The following is a 24,699-nucleotide window of genomic DNA, read 5'->3' on the forward strand; positions in this document are numbered from 1 at the left end:
GATATATAAATGGTCTCTCATAACGAAATATAGCCAAAGGGAATAGTAGGATAGGGGATGATACCTACTCTTTCATTTAAGCTTTCCTATCCTTTTATAAGCTAAAAGGAGCCCAATGGTGGGGCTCCGAACACGGCATACGGACATAAAGAAACCTGCCCGAATTGGGCAGGAACCTTATTCGTTAACCTACCAGTCTGTTGTGTTTCATCCAGCGGTCTATGAACTCACTTTGCGACCTGTTCCGGACAGGCTGGTTGTAGGCAAGGTACTTTTGTCTGATGTTCCGTCCGTCCGGAGAAAGCTCTATGGTGATTAAGCTCTTGTCCGGTTTGGCGACTTCTCTCAGCACGTAGATGTATGAAGAGCCGTTGGCAATTCTTGATCCATACGCTGCCACGCAGTTATGTTGCTGGTTGGCTTCGTCCAAAAGATCATCGTGACTTCGGATGCCCCGAACAAAATAGACTCCCTCTGTGTAGTCGTATTTCTTCATTTTCTCGCAGTTGTTCTGCATACGTTCAGCCATGATTTTGTTTTTTCGGTTACGGCAGTTACGTGCTGCAATGTCGTGTTCCCTTTTCAGACTATCTCCGTTGATGCGGGGCTGCATTTTGAGTTGGTTGCACATGGACAAATAATCATTAAGCAACATGAAAGCTTCCTTTTTCTCTATTGCTTCAAAGGTGTCAAGTCTAACTAAATACTGCATCAGACTATTCCAAGTAAACACTGGTTTTCCGTCATATTGTTTGCTAAGAATGGAGTTTAACCCCTCTAAATCTGCCTTTTTGAAATTTTGGTCGTAAGCCTGTTGGATATGGTCTGCGTCAATCTTTCCGAGCTTAGCCAGTTTACGATAGCAATCCCAAATTTCAAGATCCAATTCCCCCTTTAATATAGAATACACCATTTTGCTGGTTTTAAATATATCCTTTGGTTTTGTCCCCTGTTGGCAGAGCCTGTTGAAAATTACACAATTTTCTTCGGAAATAGAGTCATATTCAATGAATGAGTCAGCAAACAAATATCCGGCTTTGCTAAGTATTTCTATTTGAGGAGCAAGGAGCATACAACGTACATCAGCACCTTTTTCTGCTGCCCATTTCGCAGTATAGGGAGCGTTCTTTTCAAGAATTCCTGTAAGTTCCTCTTTGGACTGAATGAAATAGTGGTATATTGTAAATTTTTGCTTCTTTACCATTGACCATTTCCCCAATGAAAACTCAGTGCAATTATAAGGGTAAGTGGAACTATAGAATGAACTCAATTTCATTTTTTTGTCAAGTACAATATTTAATTTTGCATTCCACAATCTTGCACAATCATCAAAATAGCCAAGAGTAACCACAAATGTGTCAAATTCCAAATATCCCTCGCCTTGAGCCAGAGCATTAGGAACTGACCGTAAAAGGGCATTGGGCAATATTCGGCTTGCCATACCGCCCGCAAAAATAACATTTCCATTAACATTGGCAATTTGTCCACGTTTGTTACGACCAAAATATACCGTATCTGCATTTATTTTGCCAAGCAACTCTTCTAAAGAAAAACAGTCCTTGCTCAGATTATTAAGGTACTCTGGTACGGTAGATAATTTTGTATCAGTCTTTGAACAGGTAGTAACCTGTCTAACTGGTATATCATATTGCTGTTCCTCTCCAAAGGAAAACATAAGTTGCGCTGTCTGGTTTTGGTATTCTTGATTTAATGTTAAATGTCTCATGTGTTTATTGTTAATCGTTTGATACAAAGATACATAAATATGGTTCTATTAAATAATGACATCAATAAGAAAGATCTAATGGTGGGCGATGAAAACATTCTCATTTAAGCAAAACCAAATGCTTAAGTTCTCCCTCTTAAAGGATCTCAATCTTTATCCCCATAGGTGGTAACAATAGGAGTCCGTTGTGGGACTCCGGGGATATACCTAAGTCAAAAAGAAAAAACTGCCCATATTCACATACAGGCAGTCCATTTCACAATTAACTAAATACCAAACACTTTGTAGTGTTTGTGCGGTCAACTATGTTCGCACACCGTTGACCCCCTTTATCTCATTTGAAGAATAGTTATTTGGCGTTCTCGTATAAGACCTTTCTCTCACTGAATGGTGCATAGTTCATTACTTGAACTGTTGCTTCTTTACCATTTTCGGGTTCAATCAGTTCTTCTGTTTCGTAAAGAGTCTCAAAGGTCATTTCCAGTCCAGGCTCGCCGTCATCCATACTTACAGGGTGATTCTTTGCCAAGTTGATTACTCGTTGCTTGGCTTCTTCATAGGTGTCGGCATTTACGGTAACGGTATGGCGTTCCCACACCTTGTACTGGCAATCGACCAAGAAGGTGAAGACGGATTGTTCTTCCTTTGAAACTGATTGTTCGGTCTCTTTTCTTTGGGCTGCCAGAGCCTCTCCATATAACCACCTGTCGTATGCCTCCAGTTCCAAAACGGGATCCAGTCCTGTCATGTGTGCCTGCATGAGGTCGAACATTTGGGGCTGAATCAATCTGTTCGTCCACCAGCTTGGCAAGGTCATCCTCCCAGCCTAACTGGTCAATCCAACCGCCTGATGTCAGGACAGCCATCGCCTGTTCTCTCCAGTCTTCTGGCAAGATATCCCCTCTAAAAAAATTTGGATGGCTTGCATAATTACTACTCAGATAGGAATCACCTGTTACCTTACGGTACTCGTCTTGATTTATCTCTGTGAAAATTTTCATCCCACCTCTGAATTCGCCTTGGGCATCTGTCTTTAATCTTGACAGGCAGACGTTCAAACTGCCATTGTCCCAGTTTGCTGGCAAAACGACAACCTTTGTGTCTCCTGCCGATGATACAACGATGTAATATTTCATAATTCTTTGTCTTTCAACATTGTAAAGTTACAGAAATCCCAGCACATTACCCAATATATATCACCATATCAGAACTCTGTGGCAGGGTTCTACTATTCCATATAAGCAAAAGGGAAATAGGGGACACTGAAAGAAACTTGGGTTCAAGTTTCGCCAGAATTGGAATGCAGAGTGAAACTGGTTGCACCGTACTTTGTATGGAACAACCGTATATATAAAAAATCACAGCTTTACATCGAATATTTCTTGAAGGATGAACAGCTTTTTCTGCAAGGTGGATTTCTCCCAAAAATCATTGCCAACGTAGAATTGGAATTCATCATCCAACGCTGTACATTTTTTGTTGTATGGCTCGCTGATCCCAGGATCAATCAGTTTCTGGCTTAAACTCTCTTCGGATAGTTTATAGTGCGCATCACCTTGGGAATATTCCAATACCCGGAATGATCCACATTCAAATGTAATGTCAGACTGGTTGTCGATGCTAAGATCATCCAGCTCTTTCATGAGCGTTATAATCTCTCCATTGGTTTTATTGCCGATTAAGACTCTTCCTTCATGGTCATCACATCCATATTTGTCGATGAATTCAGAAAGGATAATCTGATATGTTATGCATCCCGGTAAAGTGTCTGGCTCTCCTTGTTCCAGTAAATCGTACATTCGGAACTGGTAGTTTGCCAAGTCCTGAAGCCAGTCAATATTGATGGCTGAAAGATTGATCGTTTCCTTTTCTCCATTCTTGTACTTAATGACAACTTCTTTAGTTGCACCAAGGATTTCGATAACCTCGGCTTTGCGGAACACAGGTTCACCCTTATCGTCCACGTCTTCAAAGAAAATCAGGTGTGGCAAGTTGTTCTGCGGGTAGAGTCCGGAGCAAATGACTCCAATATAATAATTCAATACCCCTTCTTGAATTCTACGTGCTTCATCCAAGTTCTTTATTTCCATGTTTCCCATATCAATGTTCTTTAAAAAATTCTGTTTCACAAAAATTGCATACATACTTAGCTGTAGTGCAAGAATACTCGCTGTTATCTTCCGGTCTTACATCATCGCTCCCTCAATGAGGGCTGAAAATTTCATTTAGTAAGAAATCATCCCAGTCTATTTTTTCTCTTCCTATTCCCATGACTAATTTTGGTTATCTTTCATATTCAAAGATACTAAAATGCTGTATTATAATGATATAGATAATGAAATGCCTCCGGTGAATGTTCAGGTTCATACATTCTCATATAAGCAGAGCAGTCACAATGCCTGCATCTACTTTATAAGGAGGGGGATCATAGGGGACGTGAGTACGTCCCCGGGAGAACAAATAAAGCGTACTGGAAAACTGCCGTGAGCAGAGTTGTCTTGGCATAATGTATTCTCAAAGGGGATGAAAGGGATAGGCATTTGACTTTTATTATTACAACTTTTGAGTTGTAGTAATTCATATTAGCTTATCTAAATCTGGCAGCACGTTCAGCCAGTACTGCTTTTACTTCTTCCTCCAGATAGGGGAGTCTTATCAATTTGTAGTTAAGGAGTGTCGGATGGAACACTGCCAGCCAACAGGCTTCGATTTCGATGCCGTAATTCTTCTTGAGAATATACCGGTACCCGGACTGTTGCATGGCATAGTGATAGTAGGAACAATCCGGGAGGTGTGAGAGTACTCCCAATCCCATAGTATGATTGTAGGAATCCCGGATGACGTTCCCATCCTGGTCTATCAGGTTCTTGCTCCGCTTCCAGTCCAACATCAGGTTACATACATGGAAATCCAATGAATCAATTGTACCTGCCACTCGGCTTTCTTCGTCATAGATAGTCCACTCGGTACGATAAGGAACCATCGGATGCTCTGTGATGAAATTCTTGAACTGCCAGAAAACATCTGACTCGTCATGCGGCAAAGAAAGCAAATAGTTTTCGATATTGGCATGGAGCTTGGTGCCCAAATGGGTCTGGTGTTCCCATTCGGCAATCAGTTCCTCCGGTGAGCAACCCCGTCTCTGGGCTACAAATGAGGCTACCCGTTCCTTATCGAAAGGAGCAAAATAGGACGCAATGATTTCCGTCCAGCTATCCATCTTACCTAGTCTGTCATGGGTATAAATATGCGGTTCTTCATCGAAAAAGATGTGGTTGTCTCTTTCGTGCCAATTATTATTATTGTATTTCAATCGGTTCATTATTAGTGCTATTTGCTTGTTCTACAGGACAAATTTATATCATACCCCCCCCGAAGGGGGTATCTCAGTTGGCAGGATTGTCGATACCCTTTATTATATTCATCAGTTCTTCATCTGCTAAAGTTATGGCTTTAGCGTGAATAGGTTCACAATCATCTTCGATTTCTTCTCTACCGTTATAGAAGCCATAATACATCAGTTCCTCATTACCTTCGTCATCAGCAACCGTATATAATAGTTGGATTTGGACAGATTCTACTCCTTTGCCCTCTACATAATGGGCATAAGTACAATTTAGTTCCAACATTTTAGATGGTCGTTCCTTTTTGTCCGGATAAATGCCGAACTCGTTTGCGTAATATTCGGGAGAATCCGAATAATCGTTTCCATTCTCGGAAACGTAATATTTAAGTGCTTCTCTCATGCTATGAATGGCAGAGAAATATCTTTCTTTGAGTGTTAAGGTGTCCATAATCATTGTTTTATTCTATGCAAAAATATAAAAAACATTGGACATAAAAGAAAACCAAACGGATTATAATATCAAGCAAGTAGGTCGTGACTCTCTCATTGAAGCCAATCCATTTACTTTGGTAAAAATACTTGATAGGGAACGTGAGCGCGTTCCCGAAAGGGCAAATTAAATGGGTCGAATAAATCAGATGAAACAAACTCAAAGTTCATCTAACAAGGCTTCTATCGATTTGAGTTGTATTTTACCGTCTAGGTGATCTTTGACCTGTTGCAAAGCTTCTTTTAATTCCTTCATTATGTCCCTTTTGTGCCCCATGCATTCTTCCGGCTGGATGATTTTGAACTGTTCATCTTGGTATTTAACAGCACCGCAAATCTTTCCGTCATGGCCGCAGATGGTATCAGTTTCACTTAGCCATAACATACCGCAGGGGAATTGTGTCTTTATCATTCCCATTTACTTATCTTTATAGTGTCCTTCTATTTCAATAACCATGACGGTAACGGTTTCATCATAGATGTCATATATCAACCTGTCATGTGCCGTTGTCCGTCTTGAATAGCTGACAGAGTTTCCTGCCTTTAAAGGTTCCGGGTGTCCGGTCCCTGTACGGGGGCCATGATTTCTTCAAGAAGACTCACCAGTTTTTTGTAGAGTACAAGATTGGACTTTTTGTATTTGGGTGTGGTTTTGTCGCACCCTTTGAAAATTCAATCTTGTACATCATAACGTATCCAATAAGTCGTGAAGTTCTTCTTTGGTATTGCAGACGATTGTTTCCCGGTTTTTGTATTGCCTACGTGCTTCCTCTATCTTCTGTTCAAATTTGTGGGTGGTTGTAATATCACTGTCGTAGACGGGTGTCAGCATGTAGGAGCGTTTGCCTCTGCGTCTGATAACAATTTGTTAGCCTTGATCTGCCATGTCAACCCAAGAGGCTTGCTTGTCCCTAAATTCCCTTGATGTTACTTGTAGCATACTGTTCTTTTCTTTTTATGTGTACCAAAGTTGGTACACATAAAAAGAAAGGCTATTATTCCGGAAGTACAAGCAGGAAATCTGTTTTTATGCTTTTGTAATGCGCATTACAATTTCAGGTCCTGTTTTATTCAGCCGTTTGTGTCGTTTTGGCGTGTGTGTTGTTTGTGGGACAGGTTCTTTCTTAGTGCCTTGCTTCGACTTTTCCCCGTCCCTGTACGAGTGTTCCGGCTTTATTTTTTTGGCTCCTCCACCAGACTTTTATACTGCAGCCGCTAAAAAGCGGCTGGAATGCGTTACCATCCATAAACCTTGGCAACATGAGGGTACAAGCTCCGGGTGTATCGAGAAATATCCTTTTGTGTGTATGTACCGTTGTAAATCTTTTCTGTCAGGTTATCTATGTTCACACCTGGCTTAATCTCCCGGAATGTAATATAGTTTGTTCCGTCATGATGATGTTGGACTGCTTTCACCTGTTTGGTCTGAGTGTCTGCAAAGTATTCTATTTCACCTTCAGATAGTGAAGACAATATATTGCCAACATTATTGTCAATTATCCGGTATCCCGATTTTCGTCCGTTCCACAAGCCTAAATCCGCTATCAGAAGGATGTTTCCTTCCAAAAACATATCGAGATTGCTTATTTCGTCATCCTGCCAATTCCGCTTTTGTTCAGCGGCTTCTTCACAAATAGCCATTTCACTGGATGGATAGCCTTGTTCCTGTAACCATTCTTCTGCGCATTTCAGATCTTCATCTGTGATTTCGGTGGAGAATATTATCTTTTTCATAACTATTTAATTATGTTCTTTATTATATCTATCTATTTGATATACACAAAGTTACTTAAATTCAATGTGTTTATGAAATAGAAATTAAGAAAGCTCTTTCACCCTATATGGTTGAAACATTTCCATTAAAGCCACTCCATATTACTGGCAGATAAGAACCTGATGGTCAGGTTCTGCAAATAGGGGAGTAGGGTGTTCCGAATGACCGGATCACCCTAGCAGTTAATTGAGAGTCAGAGATGGGAAATAGAGACCAGATATATTTCCGGTATAATTGTATTCGACCCCGTATATGCTAAAGGTCTTGGCATTTTTGGCTGCATCCATAATGGTTTGCACAATCTTCTTGTCATTGATGTAGCCGGTAAAGAAACAGGGATGCAGGAAAAACCTGTTATATCCTGACTTTGCCAACGGTGTTTGCTTCTGTTGGGGCACCTGCCAACCTAATGACTCAAATATGGCGGTAACCTCTTGTACGAACGCCCTATGTTGGTTGTCCGAATGTCCGGATAACCGACCGTATCCGGAATTAATTAAAATGTGAACCTTTTCCATAATTCAAGAATATAGCATTTCGTCTGTCGGACGATCATGGGTTATGACAATGTTGCCTTGTTCTCTTAATTCTGATTGCGTGGCGTGAACGTGATCGGTACGATCATCCGGGTAAGTCAGACAGCCATCGGAGTGGCAATCCGGACAGATGTCTGTACCCATGGGAACCAACAAAAGGGTCTCACAATCGTTACACAATACCAGATCACCTTTATTATTGTTTCCCATGTAGGAATGAACAATCTCGTTTGACCGAATCAACACATTTCCAGAATACCGAAATTCAAGTCCGGAAGTAAGGTCTTTCAGCATGATTGATTTGTCCTCCCTGATTGACTGCACCAGACAATTCCCGAACGGATACATATCATCTACAGTGATAGTTTCATAGAGATTCAATGTCGGCAAGAACATACTAACGCCATTCACGTCAATAAAGGTCGCATCCTTTGGCAATAGAACCTCCATACCTTCTGTAAGGACATGAGAAGGTACCCCGGCCAAGTGGTAATCTAATGGAAAACCTTGGTCCGGGTCTGAAATCGGTGCTACCCCTTGGTAATAGGAACCATTCTCGGTCAGTGAGGGGTGCTTCACTTCCGGGTTGTATCCCTGTGGAGAGTTCTTGAAAGCCAGTTCGATGCCTATCTGACGAAGATACTCTTTATTTCTATCCACGATACCGTTCATCTCTGCAAGCAATTCATAATAATCCTTGCCACCGAACACACCATAACCTCCGTAACAAGTCTCTTTGTACTTGTTGCCCTTATCATCCGTCATATATACCGTAAACGGAACTCCGTTCCGGATTCTACGCTTGGTGTCTTGTGTAAACCAGCTAAACTGTCCCATAGTTATTGTTTTTAGAGTATCAAATCTGCCCATACATCCGGTTCTTTCTTGATGTAGAATGCCATACAATCTATCAGGCTCCGTTTTGAGCCTACTTTAGCTACGGTAAATCCACCGTTGGCAATCTGTTCATCTGTTGCGATGAAGATGTAACCCTTATGTTTGGCCTCCGGTTTGAAGGGCTTAATCTGGCTTTTAAGTTTCTTGAAGTTTATCATCTTTTATCTCATTGATTATGATGCAAATATACAGAAATATAGGGAGTCTTCATAGTTCCGGAAAACAAAAGGGAAAGAGTAGTATCAGGTCGGACTTTTCCATTATTGCGGATACCATAAATACCCCACGATCGGCGATATTTCACCCATATTTCAGCAGACCGTGGTCGGTCTGCGTTGGCAAGAAAACATGCCGATACCCCTCTGTGTGAGTTGTTGCCGAACAAGGAAAGCTGTGTCAGCCTGCCTTGTCCGGATTCCAATATAGACTATTCTTCCCCTTCGGATAGTTTGTCCTTGTACTTTTTATAGACATATTCGAGAAGGATACTTCTCATTACCTCTCTTTTCTCTTCCTCCGAATAATTGAAGTAATAAGTCTGTTCGTCACAATGGTGATTCAGACGTTTCACCCTGCCTTTATATTCCCCTCGGCTGAAAAACTCTTGGGCTATCACACACACCGTTGTGTCTGTGTTCTCATATTGAAAATACACATCTACATATAATTTCCCGTTGCACCATGACAGCCTTTCGACTAAGCTGTCCCAATTATTGCCTTTTCTTCTGTCGGGATGAATATTCAAATCTTTACTTCTTGACTTGTCTCTGCCATAACCGGCTTCCTTCACGACTCTTACCAAGGTCGCATATTCCACCATGGAAAGCTCGGCTGGAGTAAGCTTGTTGATGATTTCTATTTTCTTCTTCGGGGAGTATCTCTTGAAGATCTCTACGTTAATGTTCATATTCTTAAAGTTTGATGGTTAATATTCTAATTCATTAATAATCACAAATATAGTATATTTATATAAGTTTTCCTAACCTATACAGAATATTAGCATTTAGGATAGGGGAGTGAAACTCTTTCATTCAAGCTATCAATAACGATCTATAGGAGGACAGTATGGTTCTCCGGGTGGAAGAAGGAAGACAACCGTGTCAATCGAAATCTACCCGGCGATTCCGACGATACACCTTCTTTGAGGTGACTACATTGTGCCGTGGTACCGGTTTGCCGAAAGCCTGTATCTCCGCATCCCGGCTACCTTTGTGAAATGCTGCCAGAGGGGTGGATGGGGCATTACGCCTTTTCTTGCTCTTTTTCATAATCTAAACTTTTGATTTATACAAAAATACTTTTTATTTGTGTAGCAAGCTATTATATTGTTGTTGAATGTCTGTGTGCACCTGAGTTCGAACTTTTTCATGCAGGCCATTTATTGTTCGGAGTAGGAGGAAGGAGCCGGTGTCGGCTCCTATGGCGTATCAGTCATACCATCTGATGTCAAACTGGAAATTTGCGGACAGCTCGTGCCACCGGATGAACGTACTGGCAATCTCCAGAGAACGATGAAGGGAAGGGTAGGGGGGGACTGTAAACGGGAAATCACCGGGTAGCAGTTGGTACATATAGACCGGCACAGCCCTTATGTCATTCGTCAGAAAGACAAAGTGAAGGACGGGAACCATATCTGCATCTGTCTGTATAACGGACAGCATTTGTCTGTTACGGACAAAAAAATACCGCAAAGTAATTTGTTCTTTGCGGTATTTGATAAAAGTCTTTGAGTTTGCTGCCGTTTGAATGTCATTGATACATTGCTGGCACTTGAGAAATACTTCTTTTCGATTCATAATTCTATTGTTAAAAATAAACCGAAAGAAACTAATTTTTCAAGATTTGGCTCTCAGCCCGTCAAAATTGAAATCTACGGAGATGGTAAACCCACCTTGGTTCACATAGATAGAATACTCCCTGCTGTCTGGGTTCACCTCCATGATTTTTCCCAGACCGAAAAGCGGGTGTATTACTTCGTCTCCGGCTTTCCACATGAGAGCCGGGGCAGTGGGTTCAACCACCTCTTCCGTTGGTTGGGATTCCGGTTCATCGGCAGGTAAACAGTCAGTCGTATTATCGTCTTTGGGAGCGTCTGTAATCACTGTGAGTCCCTTATAGTCCATACGGATATGCATCAGGCTGTCAGTACGGTCCATCCGGATAAGATACTCATTACGGGAACTTTCCACCTTTTCAATGGTACCGTCACCAAATGCCGGATGTTTGACACGTGTTCCGATTGTCAGCACATCATAATCTCCATTGGAATCAAATTCCAGTCCTTCATTTTGGATGATTTTCCGGGTCATCTCTGCCAGGTATTCGGGCACATACCCATTACGTTGGATGCGTTTGCTGTCTATCTCAAAGATAAACCTGGACGGCACCCTGTTGCCGCCACCGTAGAATTGTCCTTCGTTCTCGGTGATAAACAGTTGCAGTTTGGCACGGGTTACGGCCACGTACGCTAACCGGCGTTCCTCTTCCAACCCTTCACGACGGGTCTCAGACACACACCGCTGGTTGGGCATGACACCCTCGTTGCATCCGATAAGGAACACATAGGGAAATTCCAGTCCCTTGGACTGGTGTATGGTCATCAGTTTGATGCTGTCTTCTTTATCCTTGGCATCCACGTTGGTGTACAAGGAAATGTCCTGAAGGTATGTCTTCAATGAAAAATCTTCATCATCCTTATGCTCGTTTTCATAAGACAGGATGGAGTTCTGAAGCTCTACTACGTTGTCCAGCCTTTCGGTATCCTCAGATTCCCGTAATTCTTTCATGATACCGGTCTGGTCCAAAATATATGTTGCCAAGTCAGAAATTGAGCCGCCTTTTAGTCCCTGAATCTGATTGGCCAGTTTGATGTATTCGGCAGCACCGGAGCGGGTGACCTCCTTGACAGAACCATAATGCTTGAGCAGGGCGGCAAAGTATGAGCTTCCGTCCGCTTTGGCCAGTTCCTTAATCCGGTTGATAAAAGCCTTTCCCAACTTACGGGACGGATAGTTGTATGTCCGAAGGAAAGCCATGTCATTGTCGGGAGTCTCGGCCATGGTCAGATAAGCCATGACATCCTTAATCTCCTTGCGTTCGAAGAACCGCATACCACCAAACACCTGATACTTGATACCATTTTGGATGAACGCCTGTTCGACGGAACGGGAGAGGGCAGACACACGGAACAATACGGCGATGTCATCAGACTTGGCTCCATTTTCAAGTAAACTCTGTACCTTGGATGCCACATATAGTGACTCGTTCTTGTCATTATCGGCATGAATCCATTCAATCGGGCTGCCCGGATCAACGTTGTCGGTGTATAATTCCTTCTTCACACGTAAACGGTTGTGTACAATGATGTCGTTGGCCGCTCCAAGGATAGTAGGTGTTGAACGGTAATTTTGGTCCAGCACTATCGTGGTGCATGGGGAGAACACCTTGTCAAACTTGACCAACCCCTCGGGACGTGCCCCTCTAAAAGAATAGATGGCCTGGTCAGGATCTCCTACGACAAACAAGTTCCGGCAAGCTTTAGCCAACAATTCCAGCATGGCCCATTGACGTCTGGAGTTGTCCTGTGTCTCGTCAACCATGATATAGCTGAAAGCGTTTGACCAAGTGTCAAGCACCTGATGGTTTGTCTGAAGAAGATACAGCGTAAAGGAAATCAGGTCATTGAAATCCAAGGACAAGTTCTTGCGCTGCAGGGTCAGGTAATTCAGCAGGATCCTGTCTTTCACTTCTGCTTCTGCCGGGATGACAGGGTCATTGGGAGCGACAAGCAGCTTGACAACATGTTCCCATCCCTCTCCGGTCTTGCACATCTCTATGTGTTTCAGGGCATCCTTGGCTGTAATGCCGTCATTGGATGAAAGACCCATTTCTTCGAATACCTCTTTGATCAATGATTTCTGGTCAGTCATATCCAGGATGCTGAATGTCTGCTGGTATCCCAATCGCTGGATCTCGCGTCTGAGAACCTTCACACAGAAACTGTGGAAAGTACAGATGTATTCGTCAGTGATGTTCTCGCCCAAAAGCTGCTTTACTCTGCCACGCATTTCAGCTGCCGCCTTGTTGGTGAAGGTAACACAGAGGATTCGGTTGGAAGGAACACCGATTTCCTGCACCAGATAGGCAAAGCGATGTGTCAAAGTCTTAGTTTTGCCACTGCCTGCTCCGGCAATGATACGGAAGTAGCCTTCTGTAGCCTGGACAGCCTCACGCTGTCTGTCATTCAGTGATTCTAATATACGACTCATAATTTCAGTTTTTAGATAGTACGGTTGGCCATATTGACCAATGCGATTACGGCGATGGAACCGGCTTCTGATCCATCGTCAGAGATGAAACGGGCAAAGCCGTCCGATACATGTTTCACGGTTGCAGGGATACCCGCATGCATAAACTGGAATCCCGGGATAATATCGTTTGAAGTAATACGTTTCATAGGTCTTGTTTTTTAATGGTTAAAGTGAGTGATTTAACAATCGCAATCTGCATCTTCCAGCAGTTCCTTGGTATAAGGGGAGTAGATTGTTCCGGATTCGACGGCTTCCGCTTCCACTGCAAACAATCCGGTCCCTTTCTCGTAATACAGTTCCAACTCAATGGGAGTGCCGGAAACATACGCTTCGGCTTCTTCCCTAGTCTTGAACTGATTCTGTTCTATCAGTTCGTCCACCTTATTGGCGAATGCAGTAGGATACTTGTCCGGAGCCAGGGTCACCATGATTGAATCGTAACAGTCACTATTGTTTAATTTCATAATCTTCGTCTTTAATGTTTTGGTAATCAATATCCGGCTTTCTTCTGGCGGGAATTTGCCACGAAGGTCTTGTTGTTCCCGGTAAGCTTGATTTCACCAAGGTTTTCCCAATCACCGTTGGCCCATGTTTTTGTGATACTTGAACCCTTGTATTTGTCCATGTTTGCCTTAATAAGCTTCTTGGCCGGAGGGAGAGAGTAGAAAGTGAAGGTGTCTTTGGTTTCTTCGCAATCTACGTCATGTTCCCACTGTTTGGTCTTTTGGTTGAACTTGTCCCCTTTGTAGTGGCGGGTGACAGGCTCTGTAAAATATACACTATATGTTTTCATACGCTTAATTATTAGTCTTTGATAACTCCGATAACATAAGTATTCGAATCGAACGACCATTCCATTGTTTCCTTATCTATCGTCTCATAATAATGGCCATGGCAGGCTATTACCAATTGGGTTTCGTCGATACTCTTGATCTCGTCAAGCAATTCTTTGCGGGCAGACACAAATTTCTCCAAGTCTTCAAGACTGTTGATATCATCCAGTAATGGCTTTACTTCGTCTTCATAAAACGATTCCACACTGCTTGAGTCGAATGCCATGTAATCATCGCCATAATTTTCGGCTGAAATGCGCATCGGCTCGAATGTCGTATTGCGGTCTCTGACATAGAGTTGCCAACCTGCTTTTTTCCAGAAAGTAGTGATACGCAATCCGTATTTCTCGGCCAATTTCTCTGCCTCTGAAAAATTAGGGAAACCGGTGATTGCATATTTAACCGACTGGGGATATCCATTTTTCCCGGTTGTGGTACTAATCACATCCAGATTGTTTTCCTCTGCTACTTCGTGAATATTAAATTCTTCCATATTGTCTTTGATTTTCTTTACTGATGTAAAGATACTAATTCTTTTTCAGACACTTACATAATGAGTAAAGAGGTTTGATTTTAACTTACAACCCTACTTTACCATTGAAGCGGACACCATTTTTAGGGAGTTACTCCCTCTATATAATATTGCTGGAGTGGAATATCATTACGGACAATCCACAACACGGTTTTCTGTCCCTCCTTTTTCAGCATAGTAGTGACAAAACTCCGTTTGATTCCTCCTGCTTAAACCAAATCCAGAATCTTTTTATCAATATACTGTTTAAGTTCCGGCAGAACTTCTTCCGAATACTCTTCATTGATAAAATCCACAGATATGTCACACTGAATGCGCAAAAGCCATAATGGTTTGTTGTGTGGCCGTTTGCAGCGGTAAGCTAATTTCCCCATTTCTATCAATTTTAATTCTTATAGGATTATATATTAAACTACATAGGAAGCCGGTGTTGGCTTCCGGGCAGGGTGCCCACAAGTGAACAACAAAATTGTCATTCACCGAATTTCAGGCTTAACTGGCCGCCAGGTTCTCTATAGTCAGGATTGGCTAGCATGAACGCTTTCCGAAGAGCTTCGGTGATACGCTCGCGCATGTTCTTGGATACGTGGTTCTTATCCGCTTCGCTGTTTGACTCCAATAAAAGCTCCAGACTGCCGTTAAACGGTTTCTCATCCAGAAACAAGTCGTATCCGGTGAAAATGCGGTTCTGGGCTTTGGCGTCCGTCATTTCTTCTTCATCCTGATATCTCACAAACACCGTATCCTGAGTTGCAGACAGCACGCGCTGTCCTCTCTCCCTGCGACATGAGAGGTCATTTTCAAACATGACAGAAAGTGAGCGTTTCTTGCGTACTGCATTTATCTTAGACCACCCGTAATAAACTTTCAGCTTTTCCATATCCATCTTTCCCCTTTATTAGTTTCTAAATCTCTTTTTCTTTTAAAGACTTTTACGCAAGGATTTAATTGCCCATTCAGCACCAGCTTTGAAATCCTCTCTACAATCAGAACGCCGGCGCTCGTAGTCATCATTGTTGACCTCCTTCAATACCTCTTTTCTGAAAGTGGTTTTATGTTCAGCATATTTTGCTGATTCTTTATCTATTTCAAATCTTTCCATATTCCATTTATTTGTTGGCTAATGTTTGATTCACATAATTGATAATCTCCGAACCTGTCGTTTCGTCGTTGACCCAGTTGAAGTCGAAAGAGGTATCAAATTCATTCTCTATTTTCATACAGATTTCCACGACATCCAGACTGTCGAATCCTTGGTTAAGCAGCGTTTCGTTCAGATTCACCTCTTCATTTATCTGACATATCAGGATTCTATGAATCTTTTTCTCTACCATTTTCTCTTTGCCATTCGAATCAGACTCTGCGGATCTGTCAGACATATTCAAATCGATACCCTTCATTTCCGGAATCAGATCGCATACGTCTGCATATTTAATCACCTCGTATCCTTTGCTGGAGATCTGTGAGTGTACCTTGCCATGATATTTACCGTCTTTCCAAGGAGCGATTTCCGAAAGTATCTGATCTCCCTGTCTTAGGATAGTCAAATACTGGCCGTCTGCCGGATGTTCGAACGGTTCATGCCAAACTGAGTTGATGCGCCAGAGGGCACCGGTTAGGAATCCTTTGATATAATAATCGTTCTTCTCGGAATTAAAGATTCCGAAATCAATCACTGCTGAAGATACAGCTTCACGTTCTATTGTCTTTATGTCCATAAGTTTTTTAGTAGGTTCCTGATTAAGTTTCCTCTTTGAAACAATGTAAAGATACTAATTATAAGCCAGATAGTTATACAACCCCAAAAGGGAAATAAAGATTCGGGGTCAGATGATACTTCTCCAATTAAGCGGGACCCACTGTTCCGGAGGGCAAGGTGGATTTGCTCAATGGTAAGATTAGTATCCATAATTTGTAGGTTGCCTTACTTCGTAAAATACCATAGCAGTGTAACAGCGGCCACTGCCCATCCGGATGCTGCAACAAGCATCCATAAAAATCGCGTTTTATTCACGGAATCAATTTTGTTGTTGCATATATTGATCATATCTACAGCCTTGCCGAACTTCTGTTCAACGGAATTATTCAACTCACTCTTGACTATCTTTCTGAATCTTTCTCTCAACTTGTCGGGAATAAAGAACCTTTCAGACCGATACTTGATATACGGTCTGAAATCTATGCGAAAAACATGGCGGGTATCATGGCCGGTCTCTATATTTATCTCAATCTCTGCGACTCCTTTTTTCTCCCACAAATCGGCAGCTTTCTGGTTTATCTGTTCTTCATTGAGTTTAGCAAGTTCCGCCAACTTGTTATATTCGTATTCATCCAATTGAACTATTTTCTTCATAGCTATTTCTTATTTTTATTTGGTTTCTAATTTTTGCCGCTTCACTCATGCACATCTTACACCATGATGTGAGGCAGTGATATTCCTTATCGTTATGTTTGATAATTCGAGTATAGAACCGATGTAAAGGCAATGACCTCCCACAGTGTGGACATACTTTCTGACCAATCTGAACATATGTTATGGTCTTTGCCTTGCGTTTAACTAACGTGCATCCCTTGCATTCTTCCAACTTGCCTTTGTACTTGCGGCATTTATGGAGGGATATTTTACCGCAGGGAGCGAATTTCCTGCATCCAGGTCGGGGTTCAGTGTGATAGGTGTTCATTTCATCAGACTTATTTGTCAGTAAGCGTCTTATGCTCTCCATCCTTACTGTATATTCCTTTATTGATCTCGACATTGTAGCCTGCTATAAAGCCCTGCTTGCCAGATATCATGTCAATGTCAGGTTTCTTCGACTTTCGGGCATTTTTTATATCACCCATCTCTTTCTTCAAGAATTCGTCAATCATGTCGTTGTTAGAAACGGTAAACGATGAGAACGGGAACACGGTCACCGACCGTAGCCGATTCGCTTTCGTGCGCAAGGAGAACGGAGAAGCCGATGTCGTGTTCTATCCGGTGCTGAAGAAATTCTCCTTGGAGAAATACAGTGAGGAACAACAGAAGCAGCTCTGTTCCGGTAAAGTCATTCTTGCCGACACGGTAACGGCTGACGGGCGAAAGACAAAGGCATTCGTGCAGATCGATACCGAGACCAATCAGGTCATGTCCGTCCCCACGCAGGTCATCGCCCGGAACCTACAGGTGATGGCAGAAGAACTGAAACTCAGCAATGCCGAAATCAAGGTGATGCAACAGGGCGAACCGCTGACCTTTGTAATGCAAGACGAACCTGTAACGGTCGGAATCAGCCTGTACGAGAAGGACGGCATCCACTTCTGTCAGGGAGACGCCAAGAAATGGAGCGAGAAGACCAAAAGAGAATGGGATAAATACACCTTCGGCTGTTACGGTTGCTGGATGATGGACGATAACGGCAATCTCGACTATATCCCGGAAGAGCAATACACGGAAGAACTCTGGAACGAACAGAAAAAGAGTGCCCAACGCAATATGGGTGCAGGACTTCACAAGTAAAACCTTTCAAACACTGTAATTATGGCACAAAACACCTATTATCCCGAAGAAGTGCTCATCGAGAAGATGGAGCGCGGAGAATACGGCTGGCTGGATTACGTCAACCACTTTTCTGCCGAATGGCAGGAAGAACTGGTGGAATACTGCAAAGCGCACTCGCTCACGATTGATGATGCGGCAGCCGAGCAATTCGTCCACTACAAGAGTGAACAATTAGAAGCCGCTATGGAAAGCGGTGAAGCATAAACACGGACTATGGCAATACGAACCAACACAAACCCGATGAGACCGGACTTGCAACCCGAAATGTACGCTCTTTTGATGCGCAACGGTATGCAAGCCCATGTCGTACCTGTGGGTGACAGCTACCAGTTGGTAGTACAGGGGCACGACTCTCCGCTCTTGCGATACCCCATCAGCAAGCAGCAGTTTTTAGCTCTTACCGACTGGGGGACAAACCATGCCAACAAAAAGGCATACAACACCTTTACGGAGATAGTAAAGAATGACTTTGAGCTGCCACGCAACTTTGTCCATGCCCGTAATGCCAACGGCAGGGTGGCAATGGGACTTCACGGCTACCGTATCGGCATCGGTGAGTATGGCAGGGTCGGCAGGTACGGTATGCCGCCCCCTTTCCTCGGATGGACTCCCAGACAGCAGGAAGGCTATCACTTGCGCAGGGTCGGCGGCCGGCTTTTCTATGCAGATACACCTATGATGGCAGAACGCCCGGACGGACGAATGAAACCCGGTGAGATGCAATCCGGCGGTTACGGATTCTACTACAAAGGGCATCGGCAGCCACAAAAGCCGGTACAGCCAGTCCGACAGGATGTCTTGCAGGATTTGCAGGCAGTCATCACCTCGATGGTAAACAAGCCAAGAAGCGAAGAACCTGCAAAGCCCTACAAGGAGCTGATTACCTCACCCGTCTATTTCTCCAATGAGAAGTGGCAGGAATGCCTGTCCTCACACGGCATCATCGTGGATACGGAAGCCGGGACTCTGACCGTCCAGTCGGAGAAAGTCAGTGCCGATATGGTCTATGACCTGACCGAAGAGGAATTATCCGCACTGACCTCCAATTCCATTGAAGAGCATCCGGTTGAGAAACGCCTGGAGATTCTGAACAATGTCATTCAAAATGACTATTCCGATAAAGTCACATTGGAATCGCTGAACAGCAAGGAGCGCATCAGCATTGCCCTGCACCCCGAAGTGGAGCAGGATCTGGCTATGCGGAACCGGCAGGAACAGGACTTGCTCCTGCCATTGGAATCCGATAACAGCCTTGCACCGCACTCTACCGAACAGACGGTACTGCAAGAAGACGAACATATCATCAGAGAGCCACAAGAAGGAGCCTTGATTGAAGGACGGGACTTGTCATACATCAACGAAAACAAAGGCTGGTACCGGGAAGGAGAACACGGACGTGAGGTGGAAGTGGAAGCCATCGCTGTACAACCAACAGAAACAGAGGGCAAATACAAGATGACCGCCATTATCAACGGAGAACCCATCACCCATGAAATCAGCCAGAAACAGTACGACAAGTTCCTGGCAGTCGATGACTACCACCGCATGAAGCTCTTTTCCAAGATATTCAACGAAGTGGATATGAAGACCCGTCCCGAAATGAGCAGCGGATTGGGGACAAAGATATTCGCCGCACTTGCCGCAGGTGCTGTAGTGCTGTCGGATGTCGCCCACGGGCTGCACCATCCCTGTCCGGAATTTTACGGAGAGCGTTTCAGTTCCGCACCCCGTCCTTATTTCAAGCCGGGAGTGGACTCGCCGATGGATGTGGCTGCAAGGAACTTTGAAGCGCAGATGAACAAGGAGGTGGCAGAGATGCGCAGAGGATTTTAAGGAATAAAAGGAACACACAGATGGCAAACGGAGAACTGACATACGATGACTTCCTGCAACGGCTGGACATTCAGGATATACTGATGGACGCAGGCTATCACCTGAACAAGCGTGACGGCTTGCGTTATCCGTCCTATATCCGTATGGACAGTAACGGCACACGTATCCGGGGTGACAAGTTCATCGTCACGCCGAACGGCAAATGCTGTTTCCAGCCACCACAGCAAAAGCTCTATAATATCATATCCTTTATCAAGGCATTCCCGGAGAAGTTTGCGGAACACCGGAACGGCGTCTCTCTAGACAGGTTGGTCAACCTTGTCTGCAACAGGCTGTTGAACCAACCCATCAATGACAGACCTTTGCGCATCATCCAACCCAGACGGGAGAACACTCCGTTCAGGCTGGATGATTACGACATCCACCGTTTTGACGTGAAAGACAGAGAGACCCACAAACGTTTTTATCCCTATTTCAAGAACCGTGGCATCGACATCTTCACACAACGGGCTTTTGCCGACCATTTCTTCCTGGCTACCAGACACCGTTCAGACGGTTTGGCGTATGCCAACCTTGTCTTTCCACTGGTACTTCCCAAAGAGCCGGACAAGATTGCAGGACTGGAGGAACGCGGCCGTCCCAAGATGGACGGTAGCGGAAGTTACAAGGGCAAAGCCGAGGGCAGCAACAGCAGCGAGGGCTTGTGGATAGCCAATTTCAGCGATGAACCTGTAATCCATTCCGGTTTTTCATCTTCCTTGAAACTATTATAAAGTTCAGCCATCAGTTTAATTTGCAGATTTACATTGCCAGCCCACAAACGTCTGATATTCCGATTGCCGTAATTAAGGTAGTATTCGCAATCAGCTTGTAAACGACCTAACAATTGGTATCTGAATACAATATCACAATGTAAAACTCTGTCTATTATCTTTCTCTCATCTGAATTTGTTTCCATATTTGCCATAATCTTTTTATTTTCCCTCATTTTGAAGCCTTTATCGGCTTTCTTGTCGGAATCTGAATTTTACGTGCAACCAAGAGACTGTGGAAACAGAAGGATAAGACAAGTAAATGGCAGAGGAGTTGATGAAATACCCAATTAACACTTGGTGGAAATTGCGGAAAGTTGTTGTTAAGTTCACCAAGCAATTAGCGAAACAACCTGCATAGCGGTACTTGGCATTCCCTCGACGCAGTACCTTTGCAAAGGAAAATAGAGCCGGCAAGATGAGCCGGAGGTGTTCATTATATGTGACAAGTAAAACTGCTATAATTGGCAGATAGATAGCAGGAATTGTAAAATAGGAAAAGTATAACAACTCCGGCAAATCCTTTCGATATTTGACGGAGTTGTTATATAGCTCATGTTTTTTTCTTATTAAAAGCATAACAAAATCGGCAAGACGCATTGGTATTTGCCAAATTTGTTATAACTTTGCAACATAATTGAAGAACAATAATGACTGCCGTAAATCAGATAATAGATATTGCCAGAAAACAGGACGGGCAATTCACACGAAAAGACCTGCTGAATGCGGTGCGCTCTGGTATGAAAAACATATCAGAAGGCTCTCTTGTTGTGCTTTTGAATAGGATGCTTGCAGAGAACAAAATCATCAGAGTTTCATACGGGAAATACAAATTAAATGAAGATTTGAAATATGATTTTTTGTATAAGCCAAGCGAATTTATGCTTTCACTCAACAGACATATAAAAGAAAAATTCCCTTTCACAGATTATTGTATATGGCAACCATCTATATTCGCTTCTATGATGTTACATGTACCTGCGGTAAGAACCACATTGGTAGATGTTGAAAGGGAGGCAATGGAATCCGTTTTTATGTCATTACAAAACATGGAATTTGCAATCCCTGTTTTTTTGAATCCGAAGCAAGAAGATGCAGATCGATATATTACAAATCGTGATATGATTATTGTTCGTCCTCTTGTCAAAGAGGCTCCAATAGATATTATTGATGGCTGTCCCGTTCCCACATTAGAGAAAATGCTTGTTGATGCCATATCCGACAAGGAACTACAACATCTTCAAGGTAATGAATTATATACTATATATTCAAACGCCTTCTCGGACTATGAAATCAAAATGCCACGGCTGTTGAGATATGCGGCACGCCGTAACAGAAAACAAAAAGTTGAACAAATTATCAATACAATCAATATATGATACATCCCGATAGCAGGACATTATCTTGGATAGAACAAGTAGCCAAAGACAACAAGATAAAAGATATAGCCCTCGTTGAAAAAACAATCCGTGCATTCTCATTGTTGGAAGCATTAGCCCGATCCGGTTGTCCCTTTTTATTCAAGGGAGGGTCTTCCTTAATGCTTCATCTTGATACCGGCAAACGACTTTCAATCGACATTGATATAATTTGTCCTCCTGGAACAAGGATTGAAGATTATCTGGAAAAGTATTCCGAAGAATATGGTTTTGGAGAGGTTAAATTGGTAGAACGTATCTCTCGTACAGATATTCCAAAACAACATGCCAAATTCTTTTACCAGGTGGCATATCCGGCAGGAGGACGTCAAGACAAGATTCTGTTGGATGTATTATTCGAGGAAATTCATTATGCAAATGTTGTGGAACTTCCTATTCAGAGCCGCTTGTTAAAAACAGAAGGAAATCCCGTAATGGTAAAGTTGCCAAGTAAAGAAGATCTGCTCGGCGATAAATTAACTGCATTTGCTCCTCACACGACTGGGATCCCATTTTTCAAAGGAGAAAAGAATTGTTCAATGGAAATCTGTAAACAGTTATTTGACGTTGCATCGCTTTTCGACATAGTTGGAGACTTATCTGTTACAGCGGAAACATTCAATAAATTTGCGATGGTTGAACTTCAATACAGAGGTGAGAATCCTGATGCAATTCAAAAAGTTTTGGATGACATTTATGATACTGCCAAATGTATAGTAATGCGCGGGCAAGACAGTCAGGAGGAATTTGACCTGATTCAAGATGGAATAAAAAAAGTGCGTGGCTTTATTCATAGTGAAGTCTATACTTTGGAAAGTGCTATTACAAATGCTTCAAAGGCAGCTTATCTTGCCAAACTTATCAGTAAAGGCATAAATGAGATAAAGCACTATAATCCGTCCGAAGCGAATTTATTGGTTAACGTAACGATACACTCTCCACTCTCAACCAAATTGAATAAATTAAAGAAGACGAATGCAGAAGCGTTCTTCTATTGGAGCGAAATACAAAAGTTATTATAATGAGATTTTTATAATGCAGAAGAGCCGACCCGTCACGGGCAGGCTCTTCTTTGTGAATTGACATTCAACTAATCAATTTGAACAAAAAGAATCTTACACTTTCCTATTTCATATATAGCATGACTTTGGTATGTCTGTTAGCTTCAGTGGGTACATAATTGGAAATACCTCCTTGACCGACCTTTGTTATATTTTCAACAGCCACTCCGCGCTTACACAACTCCGTGGCAATATAATCAGCTCTTGATGTGCTCAATTTATTGTTTATATCGGCAGTTCCAGTGGCAGCGTCGGCCGCACCTGCAACAGTCACGGATAATCCGTATTTCTTCGTCACTCGCGCCAGTTCATCCAGATTGACCAACTGAGATTTATCGGTCAATTGATCCGTGCTGAGTTCAAAGAAGAAATAGACAGGCGAACCGATGCACTCGTCACGGGAACCTATAAAGGTGAGATAATCCGAATGGCTATAAATGGAAATGCTGTCATTATTCATATCTGAAGATAGCAGGGAATCGGCACCTGTGACATAGAAGCCGTTTATAACGCTACCGTCATTATTGGGTATGGCATTGGCAAATTCAGACTTACTGGACAAACTGTCATTGGACAATGGAGACCTGCCATCCCAATGCCTGTTTTTCAATCTTGCCCGGAGCGAGTTCAGTCCACTGTAATCGTTTCTCGGATAGACATTACCCAAACTCTTCCGGTCATCAAACATCCTGCTATATTTATCAAGCAAACCCTCAATTTCCAGAATCTTCTTCAATTCGTTTATCGTTTGCATCGCCCTGTCATATTGCCCGGTGTATCTGCGATTACTCTCCGATAGCTGTGTGGCGTAACCAATCAGCCACTCGTTCTGCCGGATGTAAGGACTCGCATCAACGGCACGTTTCCAGCCGGTCTTTCCAATCGTAAACGACAAGCCGACTGACACGGAGAGCATATTATCTCCGAAACGATTGGATTTACCATAGCCATCAAAGTCCTGGAATGTGGAAACATTGCCAATTTCCAACAAAGCAGACAGCCGTTTACAGATACGGTATTGCCCCTGTATTCCGTATGAAATGGCAAACGGATTATGTCCGTTCTGCGGATTGTGCATCAATCCAAGTCCTATGTATGGAATGATTCCCCAACGAGGATTCTCCACCTTGCCATACCGATATCCAAGCACATTCCACATCAAGTCAGCATGAAAGTGATGGTAGTCATTTGTGACCAGTCCGCAATCTTTGAACTGCCAACCTCCATAACCGATTCTTGCTCCGATCTGCGGAGTGAACCACTTGCCGAGCGATGCGGAAATAGTAGGCTTTATCCTGTCAAATAAGTCGGCACAACCAACAGGTTTGCCAATGAACGCACTTGCACCTCCTCGAAGACTGACAAACCAGTTACCGTTCCAAGGCGATGTCACGAATACACCCTTGCGGTAAGTCGGCTCCAAAAGCCGGAGTATCTGTTCGACATCCGTGTACGATTCCAGCTGTACAGTGTCCTTTATCACAGGTGGTACAGCCGCTTTCATTTGCAGTGAACAGCCCATACCTGCCACTGCCAGAATTAAAAATATTTTCTTTGTCATATTCAACGCATTATTTTGTTTTGTTATTCATTG

The 24,699-nt window shown here is 43.1% G+C and carries 31 protein-coding genes and 3 pseudogenes; 7 read left to right on the forward strand and 27 right to left on the reverse strand.

Annotation, left to right across the window (positions count from 1 at the left end; genetic code table 11):
• Positions 1 to 184: 184 nt before the first annotated feature.
• The 5 genes from BQ9893_RS08785 to BQ9893_RS08805 all read right to left on the reverse strand — a co-directional run bounded on the left by BQ9893_RS08785 (position 185) and on the right by BQ9893_RS08805 (position 5,520).
• Positions 185 to 1,726, reverse strand: coding sequence for a PcfJ domain-containing protein (locus BQ9893_RS08785; RefSeq protein ID WP_075965693.1), 1,542 nt, complete (start codon positions 1,724 to 1,726; stop codon positions 185 to 187).
• A gap of 349 nt (positions 1,727 to 2,075) precedes the next feature.
• The gene (locus BQ9893_RS08790) at positions 2,076 to 2,498 is read right to left on the reverse strand and encodes a hypothetical protein (RefSeq protein ID WP_122334184.1); all 423 of its coding nucleotides are present in this window, start codon (positions 2,496 to 2,498) and stop codon (positions 2,076 to 2,078) included.
• A gap of 586 nt (positions 2,499 to 3,084) precedes the next feature.
• On the reverse strand, positions 3,085 to 3,825 hold the full coding sequence (locus tag BQ9893_RS08795; RefSeq protein WP_139322588.1) for a hypothetical protein: 741 nt from the start codon (positions 3,823 to 3,825) through the stop codon (positions 3,085 to 3,087).
• Positions 3,826 to 4,313: 488 nt separating this feature from the next.
• On the reverse strand, positions 4,314 to 5,048 hold the full coding sequence (locus BQ9893_RS08800) for a hypothetical protein (protein ID WP_075965696.1): 735 nt from the start codon (positions 5,046 to 5,048) through the stop codon (positions 4,314 to 4,316).
• A 64-nt stretch (positions 5,049 to 5,112) separates the two neighbouring features.
• Positions 5,113 to 5,520, reverse strand: a complete 408-nt coding sequence (locus BQ9893_RS08805) for a hypothetical protein (RefSeq protein ID WP_075965697.1) — start codon at positions 5,518 to 5,520, stop codon at positions 5,113 to 5,115.
• Between the two features lie 37 nt (positions 5,521 to 5,557).
• Here BQ9893_RS08805 and BQ9893_RS22345 point away from each other — a divergent pair, with 37 nt between their 5' ends.
• Positions 5,558 to 5,692 (forward strand): hypothetical protein, encoded by a 135-nt coding sequence (locus BQ9893_RS22345; RefSeq protein ID WP_256304525.1) that lies wholly within the window; start codon positions 5,558 to 5,560, stop codon positions 5,690 to 5,692.
• A 29-nt stretch (positions 5,693 to 5,721) separates the two neighbouring features.
• On the opposite strand, the gene BQ9893_RS08810 is transcribed toward BQ9893_RS22345, so the two are convergent.
• The 20 genes and pseudogenes from BQ9893_RS08810 to BQ9893_RS21685 form a co-directional block, all read right to left on the reverse strand.
• Positions 5,722 to 5,979, reverse strand: a complete 258-nt coding sequence (locus BQ9893_RS08810; protein ID WP_075965698.1) for a hypothetical protein — start codon at positions 5,977 to 5,979, stop codon at positions 5,722 to 5,724.
• A pseudogene (locus BQ9893_RS22100) lies at positions 5,980 to 6,078 on the reverse strand (type II toxin-antitoxin system mRNA interferase toxin, RelE/StbE family); the annotation flags it as partial.
• Between the two features lie 719 nt (positions 6,079 to 6,797).
• Positions 6,798 to 7,295 (reverse strand): hypothetical protein, encoded by a 498-nt coding sequence (locus tag BQ9893_RS08825; RefSeq protein WP_075965699.1) that lies wholly within the window; start codon positions 7,293 to 7,295, stop codon positions 6,798 to 6,800.
• Between the two features lie 222 nt (positions 7,296 to 7,517).
• Positions 7,518 to 7,853: a hypothetical protein gene (locus tag BQ9893_RS08830; protein ID WP_075965700.1), complete on the reverse strand. Its 336-nt coding sequence runs from the start codon at positions 7,851 to 7,853 to the stop codon at positions 7,518 to 7,520.
• 3 nt (positions 7,854 to 7,856) lie between these two features.
• Entirely contained in the window at positions 7,857 to 8,708 is an 852-nt protein-coding gene (locus tag BQ9893_RS08835) for a hypothetical protein (RefSeq protein WP_075965701.1), read from the reverse strand.
• 11 nt (positions 8,709 to 8,719) lie between these two features.
• Entirely contained in the window at positions 8,720 to 8,926 is a 207-nt protein-coding gene (locus BQ9893_RS08840) for a hypothetical protein (protein ID WP_075965702.1), read from the reverse strand.
• 269 nt (positions 8,927 to 9,195) lie between these two features.
• Positions 9,196 to 9,675, reverse strand: coding sequence for a hypothetical protein (locus BQ9893_RS08845; RefSeq protein WP_075965703.1), 480 nt, complete (start codon positions 9,673 to 9,675; stop codon positions 9,196 to 9,198).
• Between the two features lie 193 nt (positions 9,676 to 9,868).
• Complete coding sequence (locus BQ9893_RS21670; protein WP_167369859.1) at positions 9,869 to 10,036, reverse strand: hypothetical protein; 168 nt, start codon at positions 10,034 to 10,036, stop codon at positions 9,869 to 9,871.
• Between the two features lie 159 nt (positions 10,037 to 10,195).
• On the reverse strand, positions 10,196 to 10,564 hold the full coding sequence (locus tag BQ9893_RS08850; protein WP_075965704.1) for a hypothetical protein: 369 nt from the start codon (positions 10,562 to 10,564) through the stop codon (positions 10,196 to 10,198).
• A gap of 39 nt (positions 10,565 to 10,603) precedes the next feature.
• A complete protein-coding gene (locus BQ9893_RS08855; protein ID WP_075965705.1) occupies positions 10,604 to 13,036 on the reverse strand; it encodes an ATP-dependent helicase in 2,433 nt (810 codons plus the stop codon).
• Positions 13,037 to 13,047: 11 nt separating this feature from the next.
• Positions 13,048 to 13,224, reverse strand: coding sequence for a hypothetical protein (locus BQ9893_RS21675; protein ID WP_167369860.1), 177 nt, complete (start codon positions 13,222 to 13,224; stop codon positions 13,048 to 13,050).
• Between the two features lie 33 nt (positions 13,225 to 13,257).
• Positions 13,258 to 13,542 carry a hypothetical protein gene (locus BQ9893_RS08860; protein WP_075965706.1) on the reverse strand — a complete coding sequence of 95 codons (285 nt, stop codon included), beginning with the start codon at positions 13,540 to 13,542 and terminating at the stop codon, positions 13,258 to 13,260.
• Between the two features lie 26 nt (positions 13,543 to 13,568).
• The gene (locus BQ9893_RS21890; protein WP_081415415.1) at positions 13,569 to 13,871 is read right to left on the reverse strand and encodes a hypothetical protein; all 303 of its coding nucleotides are present in this window, start codon (positions 13,869 to 13,871) and stop codon (positions 13,569 to 13,571) included.
• An 11-nt stretch (positions 13,872 to 13,882) separates the two neighbouring features.
• Positions 13,883 to 14,404, reverse strand: coding sequence for a hypothetical protein (locus BQ9893_RS08870; protein WP_075965707.1), 522 nt, complete (start codon positions 14,402 to 14,404; stop codon positions 13,883 to 13,885).
• Positions 14,405 to 14,652: 248 nt separating this feature from the next.
• Positions 14,653 to 14,817, reverse strand: coding sequence for a hypothetical protein (locus BQ9893_RS21680; RefSeq protein ID WP_167369861.1), 165 nt, complete (start codon positions 14,815 to 14,817; stop codon positions 14,653 to 14,655).
• Between the two features lie 98 nt (positions 14,818 to 14,915).
• Positions 14,916 to 15,323, reverse strand: coding sequence for a hypothetical protein (locus tag BQ9893_RS08875; protein ID WP_139322589.1), 408 nt, complete (start codon positions 15,321 to 15,323; stop codon positions 14,916 to 14,918).
• A gap of 42 nt (positions 15,324 to 15,365) precedes the next feature.
• Positions 15,366 to 15,545, reverse strand: a complete 180-nt coding sequence (locus tag BQ9893_RS08880) for a hypothetical protein (RefSeq protein ID WP_075965709.1) — start codon at positions 15,543 to 15,545, stop codon at positions 15,366 to 15,368.
• Between the two features lie 7 nt (positions 15,546 to 15,552).
• The gene (locus BQ9893_RS08885; RefSeq protein WP_075965710.1) at positions 15,553 to 16,161 is read right to left on the reverse strand and encodes an acyl carrier protein; all 609 of its coding nucleotides are present in this window, start codon (positions 16,159 to 16,161) and stop codon (positions 15,553 to 15,555) included.
• Between the two features lie 206 nt (positions 16,162 to 16,367).
• On the reverse strand, positions 16,368 to 16,796 hold the full coding sequence (locus BQ9893_RS08890; RefSeq protein WP_075965711.1) for a hypothetical protein: 429 nt from the start codon (positions 16,794 to 16,796) through the stop codon (positions 16,368 to 16,370).
• A 338-nt stretch (positions 16,797 to 17,134) separates the two neighbouring features.
• Positions 17,135 to 17,311 (reverse strand): hypothetical protein, encoded by a 177-nt coding sequence (locus tag BQ9893_RS21685; RefSeq protein WP_167369849.1) that lies wholly within the window; start codon positions 17,309 to 17,311, stop codon positions 17,135 to 17,137.
• A 16-nt stretch (positions 17,312 to 17,327) separates the two neighbouring features.
• Here BQ9893_RS21685 and BQ9893_RS08900 point away from each other — a divergent pair.
• From BQ9893_RS08900 to BQ9893_RS08915, 4 genes and pseudogenes are all read left to right on the forward strand, one after another.
• A pseudogene (locus BQ9893_RS08900) lies at positions 17,328 to 17,939 on the forward strand (DUF4099 domain-containing protein); the annotation flags it as partial.
• 21 nt (positions 17,940 to 17,960) lie between these two features.
• On the forward strand, positions 17,961 to 18,185 hold the full coding sequence (locus BQ9893_RS08905) for a hypothetical protein (protein ID WP_075965714.1): 225 nt from the start codon (positions 17,961 to 17,963) through the stop codon (positions 18,183 to 18,185).
• A gap of 9 nt (positions 18,186 to 18,194) precedes the next feature.
• Positions 18,195 to 19,814 carry a hypothetical protein gene (locus tag BQ9893_RS08910; protein WP_075965715.1) on the forward strand — a complete coding sequence of 540 codons (1,620 nt, stop codon included), beginning with the start codon at positions 18,195 to 18,197 and terminating at the stop codon, positions 19,812 to 19,814.
• A gap of 20 nt (positions 19,815 to 19,834) precedes the next feature.
• Positions 19,835 to 20,548 (forward strand): annotated as a pseudogene (locus BQ9893_RS08915) (toprim domain-containing protein); the annotation flags it as partial.
• On the opposite strand, the gene BQ9893_RS08920 reads toward BQ9893_RS08915, so the two are convergent.
• Positions 20,476 to 20,781, reverse strand: a complete 306-nt coding sequence (locus tag BQ9893_RS08920) for an LPD11 domain-containing protein (protein ID WP_075965716.1) — start codon at positions 20,779 to 20,781, stop codon at positions 20,476 to 20,478. The pseudogene BQ9893_RS08915 and the gene BQ9893_RS08920 sit on opposite strands and share 73 nt — an antisense overlap.
• Positions 20,782 to 21,276: 495 nt before the next feature.
• On the opposite strand from BQ9893_RS08920, the gene BQ9893_RS08930 reads away from it, so the two are divergent.
• Complete coding sequence (locus tag BQ9893_RS08930) at positions 21,277 to 22,005, forward strand: type IV toxin-antitoxin system AbiEi family antitoxin domain-containing protein (protein ID WP_075965717.1); 729 nt, start codon at positions 21,277 to 21,279, stop codon at positions 22,003 to 22,005.
• Positions 22,002 to 23,066: a nucleotidyl transferase AbiEii/AbiGii toxin family protein gene (locus tag BQ9893_RS08935; protein WP_075965718.1), complete on the forward strand. Its 1,065-nt coding sequence runs from the start codon at positions 22,002 to 22,004 to the stop codon at positions 23,064 to 23,066. Before BQ9893_RS08930 ends, BQ9893_RS08935 begins: the two co-directional genes overlap by 4 nt.
• Before the next feature lie 103 nt (positions 23,067 to 23,169).
• On the opposite strand, the gene BQ9893_RS08940 is transcribed toward BQ9893_RS08935, so the two are convergent.
• Entirely contained in the window at positions 23,170 to 24,666 is a 1,497-nt protein-coding gene (locus BQ9893_RS08940) for an OmpA family protein (protein ID WP_075965719.1), read from the reverse strand.
• Positions 24,667 to 24,699 lie beyond the last annotated feature (33 nt).

The sequence above is a fragment of the Parabacteroides massiliensis genome (assembly GCF_900155425.1).
Lineage (GTDB): Bacteria > Bacteroidota > Bacteroidia > Bacteroidales > Tannerellaceae > Parabacteroides > Parabacteroides massiliensis.